At 64.6% G+C, this 14,071-nt stretch carries 3 protein-coding genes; 2 read left to right on the forward strand and 1 reads right to left on the reverse strand.

Annotated elements, in window-relative coordinates:
* Positions 1–69 precede the first annotated feature (69 nt).
* Positions 70–5,568, reverse strand: a complete 5,499-nt coding sequence (locus EB235_RS17350; RefSeq protein ID WP_027029799.1) for an alpha-2-macroglobulin family protein — start codon at positions 5,566–5,568, stop codon at positions 70–72.
* A gap of 280 nt (positions 5,569–5,848) precedes the next feature.
* Here EB235_RS17350 and EB235_RS17355 point away from each other — a divergent pair, with 280 nt between their 5' ends.
* Entirely contained in the window at positions 5,849–7,777 is a 1,929-nt protein-coding gene (locus tag EB235_RS17355; protein WP_027029798.1) for an autotransporter assembly complex protein TamA, read from the forward strand.
* 2 nt (positions 7,778–7,779) lie between these two features.
* Entirely contained in the window at positions 7,780–13,833 is a 6,054-nt protein-coding gene (locus EB235_RS17360) for a translocation/assembly module TamB domain-containing protein (RefSeq protein ID WP_027029797.1), read from the forward strand.
* Positions 13,834–14,071 lie beyond the last annotated feature (238 nt).

Below are 14,071 nucleotides of genomic sequence, written 5' to 3' on the forward strand. Positions count from 1 at the left end.
TCCTTGGACGGGGAGAAGGAAGCTGTCATGAGCGCAATCGCCATTTGCATGATCGCCACCATCGGCACCTTACGGGGCCTTGATCTCCATCACGCCGGTGGCGGTGCGGGCCGAGTATTGCGGCCGGTACATGTCTTCCACCGTTGCCGCCGGGTGCGCATAGGTACCAGGCGTCACGGCGCGCACGACATAGGCCATCGTCAGATTGTGGTCGTGGTCGCCGTCAGCCGGGTTGAATGCCGCGACGAACCGGTCGTCGCGGAACTCGAGGTGCGCGGCGTCGGTCTGTGCCAGCCAGGAGAAGTTCGTCAACTGGGCGCTGGAGACCAGGCCTGGATTGTCGATCTCGAAGCCGGCTGGCAACAGGTCGGTGACCAGCAGGCGCGAAGGCCAGCTGTTCTGCTCGGTGACTTTGAGCACGACGACATAGCGCTCGTTCTGGGTTGCCTCCGTCACATTGGCTTCGGTGCCATCGAGCTTGTAGTAGGTGCGGTCGATGGTGAAGCCGTCACCGCCAGCCGGCAAGGGCTGGATCGGCGACGCCACGGTGGTGACGACGGCCTGCAGCGGGGTCTTGCCGGTGTTGGCGATTTCGAGCGGGCTGTCGACCAGCTCGGAGCCGTTGACCTGGTTGGAATAGCCGCCCGAATGCGGCGCGCCATTGACCGTCAGTGTGATCGAGTCGTTGCCTTCCTTGAGCGCGCGGGCCGCCAGCAGCATCCAGGAATCGTCCTGGGTGCTGGTCCAGCGGACTTCGGCGCGTTCCCTGGTCACCAGCTTGATCAATTCGGGCACGATCGTCGATACCGGCTTCGATTCCGCCGCCAGTGAAAGCATTGCCGCGCCGTCACGCAGCGGCGAGCCATAGTCGGAGCGGTAGTAGTCGTAGTCGGTCTGCGACTTGGCGAGCTGCAGCGCGGTCTTGAACGTTGCTTCCGAGCGCTGGGTATCGCCATAGAGCGCAAGGCTCGCCGCCAGCTGGGCAACGGCCATCGGGCTCGAGAAGGCTTCGAGCTGGGTGTCCGCATAGTAGCGCAGATCGCCGATCGAGGCCTTCTTGTTGCGAGCCAGAACATAGAGGGCGTAGGCGATCTCGCTGCCGCGGTCCTGGACGCTCTGGTCGTAGCCTAGCGAGTTCTGCAGATTGCTCAGCGCCTGGTTCATGGCGAGAGCCGGCACATCGTATTTCTGCTCGCGCGCCCTGGTCAGGAATTCGCTGACATAGGCGTCGAGCCACAGATCGCCCGAACCCGGGCCCCACAGGCCGAAGCTGCCGGACGAAGACTGGTAGCTCAGCACCTTGTAGATGGCATCCTGGATGCGGCCGTGCAGGTCGGGGTCGCTTTCCATGCCGATGCCGGAGGCCATGTCATTGACATAGAGAAGCGGCATGGCGCGGCTGGTGGTCTGCTCGGCGCAACCATAGGGGTAGCGGTCGAGCGTCATCAGCAATGACGGCACGTCGAAGGCCGCGGCCTGCGAAACGCCGACACTGACGGAAGCGCCTTCAAGCAGACTTGCCGCCAGCAGTTCCTTGTCGACGCGCAATGCGCCGCCATTGCCCTTGAGGTCGACCACAAGGCGCGTGGTGACCGGCAATTGCGCCGGGCGCACCGGCACGTAGAGCGTCTGTTCGACCTTGGTGCCGTCGGCGTGCGCCAGCTTGATGGTGAGCGAGGCGTTGCCCGCCGTCTTTGCGATCAACGGCACGGTCAGTGTCTGGCGCTTGCCCTGGGCGAGCGTCAGCTTCTGGGGCAGGGGCTTGTCGCCGGTCGACAGGTCGCCCGTCGTGTCGATCGAGAAGGCATAGTCGCCGGCCGGGCCGTCGGTGTCGGCCACGTCGAGCCGCATGACGGCGTTGTCGCCAGGTGCCAGGAAGCGCGGCAGGCCGGCGGTGATGACGACGGGATCGCGCACGATGACATCCGACTGGGCATGGCCGACCGCTTCTTTGGTCCAGGCGACAGCCATGATGCGCACGGTGCCGTTGAACTGCGGGATGTCGAAGTCGATTCGAGCCTTGCCGTCGGCATCGAGCTGGACCGGGCCGGAGAAGAAGGCGACCAGCTTTTCGGTGGGCGGGCTGCCTTGCGTCTGCATGTTGGCGCCGTCACCGCCGGTCCTGAGCTTGCCGGTGGTGCCCAGCGAGCCGTCGATCAGGCGGCCATAGATGTCGCGGATCTCCATGCCCAGCATGCGCTGGCCGAAGAACCAGTTCTCCGGATCCGGTGCCTTGTAGTTGGTCAGGTTGAGGATGCCGACATCGACCGCGGCGACCATGACGTAAGCGTTGGTGCCCGGCTGCACGCCTGCCACGGAAACCGGGATCGACAACTGCTGGCGCGGCATCGTCTTGTCCGGCGGAGTCAAGGTAACGGCGAGCTTCTTCGAGCCCGGATCGACCGTCAGCCATTTCACGCCGATGGCGCGGGCCGGCATGCGCGTTTCCTGCGCATCGCCCGGCCGGAACAGGGTTGCCGTGACATAGGCGCCGGCACCCCAGTCGTCACCGACCGGAATGTCGACGGTGCTGCCGCCGACCGGCACTGACGCCGTGATGGTCTTCAGCAGCTTGTCGGAACCGATATTGATCAGAAGTTCGCCGGCAAAATGCGGCGAGATTTTCAGCTTGGCCACTTCGCCCGCGGCATAATTGTCCTTGTCGAGGGCGATCTCCAGGCCATCAGGCGTTTCAGTGGTGGTCGAGGCGACATACCAGCCGGCATCGAACTCATAGCTGGTGGCAGGCCCCTCTGGATCAGAGGTTTCGACCTCGAGCCGATACTGGCCCCAATCGACCGGCACGGAGACGGTGGCGTCGCCATCGGCGCTGAGGTCGACCTGGCCGTTGGCGATGGACTTTGTGAGGTCAACCGCCTCGTAGTTCCAGGAGTTGTTGGAGCGGTACCACTGGTAATTGCGTTCGACCTTGACCAGCGACCACTGTGCGCCCTTCAGCGCCTCACGCTTGCCGGCCGGATCGACGGCGATCAGGCTGAACTTGGCCGTGCCGCCCTGCGGCACTTCGCCGTCGGCGAAGTCCGGACGAATGCCGATCATATGGCCTTGCGGGCGGATGCCGATGTTGAGCGAGCGCTCGATGGCGCGGCCACCGGTTTCGCGCATGCGTACCGTCACCTTGCCGTTGACCAGCTTGGTGGTCGAGGGCAACTGGTCGACGGTAACAGGGAAGGTCGCCTTGCCGTCATCGCCAACCACCGGCAGGTTGGTCAGCGGCGTGACCGTGGGCTGCGCCGACTGCTCGTCGGCGAGGCCGAAGGAAAAGTTGGGGAAGCGGTCCCAGTCGCGCGCCGTCGACAGCGTCAGCTCGCCTTCCAGTGCCAGGCCCGCCGCCGGCGCGCCATAGAGGAAGCGCCCGTCAATGTTGATGTTGGCGGTTTCGCCCCGCTCGATTTCCTGCTTGTCGGCCTTCATGTCGAATTCGATGCGATCCGGCACGAAGTCCTCGACCAGGAACATCTGGCTGGCCACCGCCGGCTGCTTGGGATCGGTGTAGATCGACACCGACCAGGTGCCGCGCATGGCGTTGGGTTCGAGCGGCAGGTCGACGGCATGGCCGCCGGCCGAAGCGCCGTCGCTGACGATGCGGCGATCCTCGACACCGTCGGGACGCGAGAAGATGAAGGTCAGCGGGAGGTTTTCGACCGCCTTGGCGGCACCGTCGCGGGCAAGGGCCGCGACATGGACATCCTCGCCGGCACGGTAGATGCCGCGCTCGGTCCAGGCATAGACGTCGAGCGCGCCAGGTGCCGCGCGTCCGGTGACGCCACGGTCGGACAGGTCGAAGCCGGCCTTGGACATGTCGAGGAAGACGAAATCATTGTCGCCCTGCTTGGCCATCAGCACGGCCGGTACCATGCCGCCGTCCCCGCGCGTCAGGCCTGGGTTGAAGACGGCGTGGCCGTCCGCATCCGAGGTCGCGGTGCCGAGAACCTCGTTGTTCCTGGCAACCAGCGTCAGTTCGGCGCCGGCAATCGGCTTGGCGCTGCCCAGCGAACGGGCAAAGACATTGAGCCCGTCCTGGCCGGTATAGGTCGACAGGCCGATGTCGGAAACGACGAACCACTGCGTGGCCATCTGACCGGAATCGTCACTCTTGTCGTTGACGGCCTTGGCGGTCAGCACATAGACGCCGGGCTTGCGCTGCGGCAGCGCCTGGTCGACCGGGAACGAGGTGGTGACCTCCTTGTTGAGGTCGTTGACGATGTCGAGCTGGCCCTGCCAGACCGGCGCGCCCATCTGCTCGGTAATGTTGGAGATGTCATAGCTGTCGAGCTGGTGCAGGAACTGGTAACCCGACAGAAGCTGCGCCAGCGAACGATCGCCGATGCGGTAGAGCTTCATCTCGGCGGCGTTCATGTTGACGGTGACGATCGGGATGCCACGGCGTGCGCCGGCCGGCAGCACGAAGCTGTCGCCGGTGAAGCGGGCGGACGGCGCGCGGTCCTGCACGTAGATCGACAGCACCACGGGAGCGGCGGTCACTTCGCCGATTGCCGCCGGCAGGCCGGCGCGGAAGGTGACGTCGTAATGCTGGCCATGCTCCAGGCCCTCGACGCAGATCTGCTTGTCCTTGGCCTCGACGCCCTTCGGCGGCGCATTGTCGACGGTGACGAACTGCGCATAGTCGACACCGGTCTTGACCAGTTCCTCGGAGAACTGCGCGCATATGCGCGGCGCGCTGGTGTCGGCATCGACGCTGTGGTCGATGACACGGAAACCCTTGCGGGCCTTCAGATCGGCATAGTCGGCCTGGACGGCCGGCGACGTTACCAGAGCAAGGCTCGCCTCATAGGCCTGCAGGGCAGGGCGGTAGAGGTCACGCTTGTCGAGGCCGGCGCCGAGCAGGGCCAGCACGTCGGCGCGGGTCTTGGTGGTGCGCAGCAGCTTGTAGGCGTTGAAGGCAGCCGAAGTGCCGTTCATCGGCAAAGTGGATACTTCCGCGGTACTGGCAGTGGGCTGCACGGCGAGCGTTTCGCGGGCCAGATTGAGCCAGAGCTGGCCGTCGTCGGGCATCACCGAGACAGCGGCCTCATATTTCTGCATGGCGGCGCGATGGTCGCCTGTCTGAACCGCCTGTTCGGCGGAGCCGATCAGGGCCGCCATGCCTTCGGTGGGCTTGTTATAGGCCGGACCGAGCAGCGTGTTGCGGTATTGCTGGGCCTGATCGGCCATCCAGTTGGGGAAGAAGGCCAGTGCTGGCGGGGCGCCAATATCGGGATCGCCGTCAATGTTGACGATCTTGCCGGCGACCGCGCCGTTGAACGGCTTCAACTGGTTGTAGTCGGATTTGAGAAAGCACCATTTGGCCTTGGTGTTGTAGGTGAAGGCGCGGCAGGCCGGATCGCCAAGGCATGTCGTCTTGCACTGGTCGAGCGTGACATTCTGGTCGGATCTGAGATCAAAGCCGAAATAATCGGAATTGTCTGATGTTGCGATTCGCCGGGCCTCGGCCGCGTGCGCGACACTGTTCCAGGTTAAAACATTGGCCAAGGCGAAGAAAAGAAGGATAAGGATCGACAGACCACGAGCCGCGCGCATTGCCATAACACCCTCCAGACAACTGCAATCGTGCGGGCATGTTCAAGCTTCAGCCAAGCTTGTCAACGCGCGAACGAGGCAGGTTCCGCCTGCCAACGGTTTATTTCCCGGCCAAGGACCGGTATGCGAACAGTAACCTCCACGGGACAGGGGATCACGCTTTCTTGCGGAAACGCAGAAGGTGTGAATTCCAAGCCCGTCCTATTTCAGACAATTGGATTGTGGCCCCTTTACGAGCGCTTCAGAACTTCATTCCAATTTTAGATTTTCAACCTAGGTTGTTTTAATGCCGGCGCATGAAGAGCAGATGTCAGGAAGGACCGCGCCAGGGCGCGCCCTTCCGCGCGCCCTGCTTTTGGCTGCGATCTGTTGGGTCGCGCTAGCCGCCGAATCACAGCCTGCGGCTGCCTTCTCGATCTTTGGTATCAAGCTTTGGGGCTCTTCCAGCGACGAGGATGCCGATATCGTCGATCCCTTGCGCTATGCCGTGACCATAACGGCGCCCGACGCCGATAAGGACTTGGTCAAGAAGCTCGAAAATGCCTCGGCGTTGAAAAGTGATGTGGACCACCCCGTGTCCGGCTCGCTCGGGCTGATGGCCAAGGCGCGCAGCGACCGTGAGCAACTGGTCGCCGCACTCTACGCCGATGCCCGCTATGAAGGCGTGGTCACCATCACCATCGACGGCAAACCGCTCGACGACTTGCCGCCGGACGCCGAATTCAAGGGTCCGCAGCCTATCCCTGTGGCGGTCACTGTCGCCGCCGGCCCTAAATTCACTCTGGGCACGATCCGGCTGGAAGGCGATGCGGCAGGGCTGATGAGTGCCGATTACGGCCTGATAGCAGGCGGCGATGCCGGGTCCGGCGCGGTACTCAAGGCCGAAGCGTTGATCGTACGGACGCTGAAGGAGCAGGGCAGGCCGCTGGCCAAGGTGACCGACCGGCAGATCGTCGCCGACCATGCCACCTCGACGCTCGATGTGACGCTGACGGTGGCGGCAGGGCCGGTTGCCGGCTATGGCGCGACGACGGTGGAAGGCACCGAGAAGGTCGACCGCGACTTCACCGAATACATGACCGGGCTGAAGCGCGGCAAACAGTACTCGCCACAGGAGATCAGCGATGCGCGCGACAGGCTGCTGGCGCTCGAGGTCTTCAACAGCGTGACGTTCAAGGAAGCCGAGAAGCTCGATGCCGACGGCAACATTCCGATCGGCGTCCAGGTCAGCGAGCGCAAGCCGCGCTATTTCGGCCTAGGCGGCACCTTCTCGAACACCGAGGGCCTGGGCCTGGAAGGCTATTGGGGCCATCGCAATTTGTTTGGTCACGCCGAAAAGCTGCGCATCGACGGCGCCATCAGCGGTATCGGCAGCAACAATCTGTCCGAGCTGAACTACAATGCCGGCATCATGTTCGAGAAACCCGGCGTGATCGGACCGTCCTCGAAGTTCTTTGCCAGCCTGAAGACCGTGCTCGAGCATCCGGACGCGTACGACCATTTCTCGGTCAAGGGCAGCACCGGCCTGTCCTATGAACTCGACAAGAAGCAGACGGTCTCGGCCGAAGTCGCGCTCGACTATTCACGCATCCATGACGCCTTCGGCAAGCACAAATACCTGATCGCCAGCATTCCGCTGCAATATGTCTACGACAACAGGGATAACCGGCTGAACCCGACCCGCGGCTTCCGGGTGCTGGCCTATGCCGAGCCGAGCTATGACATCATGAGCGGGGCTGCCTTCCTGAAGGTGAAGGGCGAGGGCTCGGCCTATCAGTCGCTGGATACGGCCTCGAAATTCGTGCTGGCCGAACGCGTTGCCGCCGGCTCGATCGTCGGCACCGGGCTGCAGAACGTTCCGGCCGACCGGCGCTTCTATTCCGGCGGCGGCGGATCGGTGCGTGGCTACGCCTACCAGGGCATCGGCCCCAAGGATTTCAACGGCCAGCCGATCGGCGGCCTGTCCTTCTTCGAGACCTCGGTGGAAATGCGCATCGCCATAACCGACACGATCGGCATCGTGCCGTTCGTCGATGCCGGCACGGTGTCGACCAAGTCGATGCCGAACTTCTCCGACGTCAAGGTCGGTGCCGGTGTCGGCCTGCGCTACGTCACACCCTTCGGGCCGCTGCGCATCGACGCCGCCATTCCGCTCAACCGCGATCCCAGCGATCCGCATTTCGGCATCTATGCCGGCATCGGACAGGCATTCTGACGATGAAGATGGTCTGGCGCATCCTTCGCATTGTCCTCTACACGCTGCTGATCGTGGTCGCGGGCGCCATCGGCGCGCTGGTCGTGCTGACCAAGACCGAGCGCGGACGCGACAATCTCGCCGGCATCATTTCGCAGCTGGCCTCGAGCGACGACCGCAAGATCACGGTCAGCGGCATCGACGGCATCTGGTCGGGTGCGCTCAGCGTCGACCATGTCGTGCTGGAAGACCGCCAAGGCGCCTGGCTGGTGGCGCGCAAGGTGGCCGTCGACTGGTCGCCGCTGGCGTTGCTGTCGAAAAGTTTCAGTGCCGACCGCATCGCGGCCGAGCGCATCGAACTGGCACGCCTGCCGGTGGCAGGTCAGCAGCCGCCGGCGCAGGGCGGTACGGCGACGCTGCCGGTTTCCATCGACATCAAGCAGATCGACCTGCCGGAAATCGCGCTTGGCCAGCAACTGGCCGGCAGCGGCATCGCCGAACTTGCCGCCAAGGGAATGCTCAAGGCCGATGCCGCGCCGCTGACGGTCGAGACGGCGCTCACCGTCACCCGCCATGACGGCAAGCAAGGCAATGTCGACGCCAAGATCCACTTTGCGCCTGATGACAACAGGCTCGATCTCGACCTCAAGGCGTCGGAACCATCAGGCGGCATCATCGCCAACCTACTCAAGCTGCCCGATGCGCCGCCGGTCGACATAGCGGTCTCGGGCACTGGGCCGATCGCCAACTGGAACGGCATCGCCACGTTCACGGTCGATGGCAAGATCGTCACCCAATTGACCGGCCGTCACCAGTCGACGGACAAGGGTAATCACATCGAGGCCAAGGGCGATGGTGAGTTCGCGCCCTTCCTGCCGGAAAATCTGAGGCCGCTGTTTGCCGGCAAGACCAGCTTCGATGTCGCGGGCACCGCGACATCGGCCGGCGGCATCAGCGTCGACCGCGCCAACATCGAAAGCGATGCGATCCATGGCGCCGCGACTGGCATCGCCGATCCTGCCGGCGCTAGTGATCTCTCGGTTGAAATTGCCGCCAAGGGCGCGCCTGTGCCGATCACCGTGGGCAATGCGGCACAGCCGATCACGGTGGTCATCCGGAAGGTCACCGCCCGCGCCTTTGGTGACGGCAGGGCGCCGATCATCGACATCGGTGCCTCGCTGGTTTCGGTGGTGGCGGGCGGCACGCAGCTGAACGACCTTTCGACGCAGATCCATTCCGACGGCTTCGACATCCAGAACCGCGCCGGTCCGTTTGCCGTCAAGCTGACGGCGGGTGGGCTGAAGACAGACGTGGCGACTTTGGCGCCGCTGATCACCGGCAAGGTCGATGTCGACCTCGGGGGATCGCTGAGCAAGGATGCCATCACCATCGACCAGGGCACGTTGCGCTCCGATGCGCTCAATGCCTCGCTGACCATGACGGTGGCGCTTGCGGATCTCTCGATGCAGCTGAAGATGAATGCCGACGCGGTGTCGACCGCCTTGCCGCCGCAGATCAGCTCGGTGCTGGGCGAGCGGGTGAAATTCTCGGCCGCCGCGACGCGCGATCCGCAGGGGTCGTTTGCCGCCAATTCGATCTCGTTTACCTCCGGCTCGCTCAGCGCCAGCGGCACCGCCAGCGCGCAAGGCAACGACATCCAGGCTGACATCAAGGGCACGCTGGGCGACGTTTCGGTGCTGTCGCCGATGGTTGGCGTGCCGGTTGCCGGCGGCGTTGATTTCGCGCTGTCGGCAAGCGGCGCCAGGTCGGCCCCGGATTTCACTGTTACCGCCGACAGCGACAGCCTGATGGCCTCGGGCCGCACGGTGAAGGCGATCAAGCTGACGGCGAGCGGCAAGGCCGACATAGCAAGCCCCTCGGCCAACGTGTCGCTGACCGGCGCCGTCAACGACCAGCCGCTCGACATCAAGGCGGCACTGGTGACGAGCGAGGGCAAGCGCTCGATCAACGGCTTCCTCGTCTCGCTTGGTGACAACAAGGTTTCAGGCGACCTGGCGCTGGACGACAAGTTCATGCCGCTCGGCACGCTGACGCTCGCGGCACCCGCAATCGACCAGTTGGCGGCACTCGCCGGCCAGGCGTTGACCGGCGACATCGACGGCACCATCAACTTCGCCAAGGAGGGCGATGCACCCTCTGTCGCGATCGATGCCAAGAGCACGTCGATCGCGCGCGGCGAGGTGACGGCCAAGGCCATCACCGTCAACGCGCAGATTGCCAACTATCTCAAGGCGCCAGCCATCGCAGGGTCGATCAAGGCCGACAGCGTCACCTCGGGCGCCACCGAAATCAGCGGCATCGGCGTCGACCTGAAACGCGACGGTGACTGGACCAATTTCACCGGCGGCGCCACCATAGCTGGCATTCCGGCGACAGCGGCCGGCCGGGTGAAGATCGCCCAGGGCACCACCAGCGTCGAGATCGCCTCGGGCGAAGCCACGGTTCGCGGAATCAAGGCGGCAATCGCCGAACCCTCTGCCCTGACCATCGCCAATGGCACGACCAGCATCGAGAAGCTGGCTTTGGATGTCGGTGGCGGCGCGGTGACGCTGTCGGGCACATCAGGCCAGACGCTTGATCTCGCCGCAAAAGTCTCCGCGCTGCCGGCGGCGCTTGCCAATGATTTTGTGCCCGGGCTCGATGCCGTGGGCACGCTCGGCGGCACGGCGCAGGTGACGGGAACGCCATCCGCTCCCGAGGTTCGGTTCAACGCACAACTCGCTGGCGTCGAGACCAGCCAGACACGTCAGGCAGGGCTCGGACCGCTCGCTGTCGACGCGGCCGGCACCTATACCTTGGCCGGCGGCGTCGCCCTCGACCATGCGACGCTCTCCGGCGACAAGATTTCCGGCAAGGCCACCGGCACGATCAATCCCAATGGCGCCAGCGATTTTGCGCTTGATCTTACCTCATCCGGGCCGAGCTTGCCGCTGACCTTCGGAAGTGCCGCGAGCCCGGTGAAGATCGAGATCCAGTCCTTGTCGGCGAAGGTGGCGGGCGACAGCACAAAGGCCCGCCTGGATCTCTCCGCGAACCTGCCTTCGGTCACCACCAGCCCGGCGAAGGTGGATGGGCTCGTCCTGGCCTTGCATTCGGACGCGTTCGACCTCAAGAGCCGCGCCGGACCGGTTTCCGGCACGGTGTCGGTGGACAAGGTCGGCCTCGACAATTCCGCGATCGCACCGCTGATCGCCGGCAAGGTGACGGCCGCGCTCAACGCCCGGCTTACATCAGATGCCGTCGCCATCGACAGCGGCTCGCTCAAAAGCGATGCGCTGAACAGCCAGGTCGCCGGCATGGTTTCGCTCAGCGACGGGACCATCGACCTTAAGCTGAGTGCGGATGCCCCATCATCGGCCTTGCCGGCGGCGGCGCGCGGTGTGCTTGGCGAACGCGCGCAGATCAGCGCCACACTGAAGCGCGATGCCAATGGCGGTATCAATGTCGAGGGGCTGAAGCTGGTCTCCGGAGCACTGAGTGCACAGGGGCAGGCGAGCCTTGCCGATAACAAGCTGGCTGCCGACATCACCGGCGCCCTCACCGACATCTCGCTGTTGTCGAAAGACGCCAAGGGCGCCATGTCTTTTGCACTGAATGCTCAAGGGCCGGCAATCGCGCCTGATCTGTCGCTGACCGTCAACAGCGACCGGCTGCTGGTGGCGTCGCGCGAGATCACTGGGCTGAAGCTCACCGCCACCGGCAAGGCGGATGCCGCCAACCCGGCGGCCAATGTGCAGCTGACCGGCAATGTCGCCGGACAGGCCCTGCAAGGCAGTGCGGTGCTGGCGACGGCTGACGGCAAGAGCGCCATCAACGGCCTGCTGCTGTCGCTGGGCAAGAACAAGATCTCAGGCGATCTGGCGCTGGACGACAAGTTCGTGCCGGAAGGCACGATCTCGCTCGACCTGCCCGATATCGGGCCGCTCGCCGCACTGGCGCTCGAAAAGGCCGAGGGCGATGTGCGCGGTACGATCGTCTTCTCCAGGAATGGCGCGGCACCGCAGGTCGCGGTCAAGGCGGCGACCGCCTCGATCACACGCGGCGACCTGCAGGCGAAGGCCGTTTCCATCGATGCGCTAATCGCCAACTATCTCGCTGCTCCGGTGATTTCCGGCAAGATCCGCGCCGACACGGTGACATCGGGCGGCACTGTGATCAGCGGCATCAATGTCGATCTGAAGCGTGACGGCGACTGGACCGGCTTTTCCGGTGGCGCCACCGTCAAGGGCATTCCGGCGCAGGCCGCGGGCCGCGTGAAGGTGGCCAATGGCACCACCACCATCGAGCTTGCTTCCGGCCAGGCGACCGTCCAGGGCATCAAGGCGGCCATAGCCCAGGCTTCGACCGTCAGCATCGCCAATGGCACGACGACGCTGGACCGGCTGGTGCTCAACCTTGGCGGCGGCACGGCGACGGTGACCGGCAAGGTCGGGCAGGCGCTCGACATCAACGCGACGCTGGCGGGAGTGCCGATGTCGCTCGCCAACAGTTTTTCGCCGGGCCTCGATGCAGCCGGCTCGATCTCGGGCACGGCGAAAGTGACGGGCGCACCTACTAGTCCCGCAGTTGCCTTCAACATCAATGCAGCCGGCGTGCAGACGTCACAGACCCGGGGTGCCGGTGTCGGGGCGGTGAGTGTTTCCTCGTCGGGCACCTTTGCCGGCAACAAGCTGACCTTCAACGCCAATGTCAGCGACGGAGCCGGCCTCGGCCTCAAGGGCGGCGGCACGGTGACGACGGCAGGAACGCCGGCGCTGGTGCTCGACTTCAACGGCGCCGTGCCCTTCGGCATTCTCAGCGAGAAGCTTGCCGCGCAGGGCCTGTCGCTGACCGGAACCGCCAACGTCAACGTTCAGGTGCGCGGTCCGGCGACATCGCCCGTCATCGGCGGCACGGTGAGCGCGTCCGGCGTAAGGCTGGTGGATGCCAATTCGGGCCTTGCGGTCAACAACATCGCCCTCGACGTCTCGATCGGCAGCGGCGTCGCCAGGATCAACCGGCTGACGGGAACATTGTCGACGCGCGGCAGCCTGTCGGCCAGCGGCACGGTCGGCATCAACCCGGCACAAGGTTTCCCGGCCGACCTGTCGATCAAGCTTACCGATGGCCGCTACACGGACGGCCGCGTGGTGACCGCCAATCTCGGTGGCGACCTGACGATCAAGGGGCCGCTCGTCTCCGCGCCGGTCATCGCCGGCACCGTAAACCTCGCCAAGACCGTGATCACGGTTCCGGACAAATTGCCGGGCTCGCTTGCGGCGCTCGACGTCAAGCACAAGAATGCACCGGGCGCGGTCAAGGCGCAGGACAAGGCGCTGCGCCCGGCGACGACATCAGGCAAGAGCGGTGGCAGTGGCCTCGCGCTCGATGTCACCGTCAACGCACCCAACCAGATCTTCATCCAGGGCAGGGGTGTCGACGCCGAACTCGGCGGCTCGCTCAAGCTGACCGGCCCGGCCTCGTCGCCGCAAGCGGTCGGCACCTTCACCCTGCAGCGCGGCCGGCTGTCGATCCTGGGCAAGCGGCTGACCTTCACCGAAGGCACGGTCGGCTTTTCCGGCTCGCTGGTGCCCTATCTCAACCTGACGGCGACAACGACGACGACCGGCGCCACCGTCACCATCGTGGTTTCGGGCGAGGCGACCAATCCGAAATTCACCTTCTCCTCGGTTCCGGCTCTGCCGGAGGACGAGGTGCTGGCGCAACTGATCTTCGGGCGGTCGATGTCGAACCTGTCGCCGCTGCAGATCGCGCAGCTGGCCGAGGCAGCCGCGCAACTGGCCGGTGTCGGCGGCTCGACGTCCCTGCTGGAGAACCTGCGCAGCGCCATCGGCGTCGACGATCTCGACGTCACCACCGATGACCAGGGCGGCACGGCGGTCTCGGCCGGTAAGTACCTTAACGACCGCACCTACGTGACGATCCAGAAGGGCGACAAGCCGGGTTCGGGCAAGGCGACCATCGACCTCAATGTCGGGCGCGGCGTCAAGCTGCGCGGCGAGGCGACGGACGCCGGCGAAGCCAAGGGCGGCATCTTCTACGAGAAGGAATATTGACGCTTCAGGTCGGCTTTGGCCTCATGACAGCGTGGGTTTGGCGCTGTCCAGACCTGAGCAAATTTCTCAGTTTAATCGCCCAAGGAGATTTTGGCGGAATCTGGGCGCATTAGCAATTTTGCGTCAAGACTGTCGCTATCACGCGTACCGCTCCCTTTTCAAAGTTGCACATTCGCTAACATGTTCCCAATCCATGCCGTCTTTGACATCATGGCCTGGATGCGGAATGTTAATCGGC

Origin of the sequence: Mesorhizobium loti R88b, from assembly GCF_013170845.1 — a bacterium.
Taxonomy (GTDB): Bacteria; Pseudomonadota; Alphaproteobacteria; order Rhizobiales; family Rhizobiaceae; genus Mesorhizobium; species Mesorhizobium loti_B.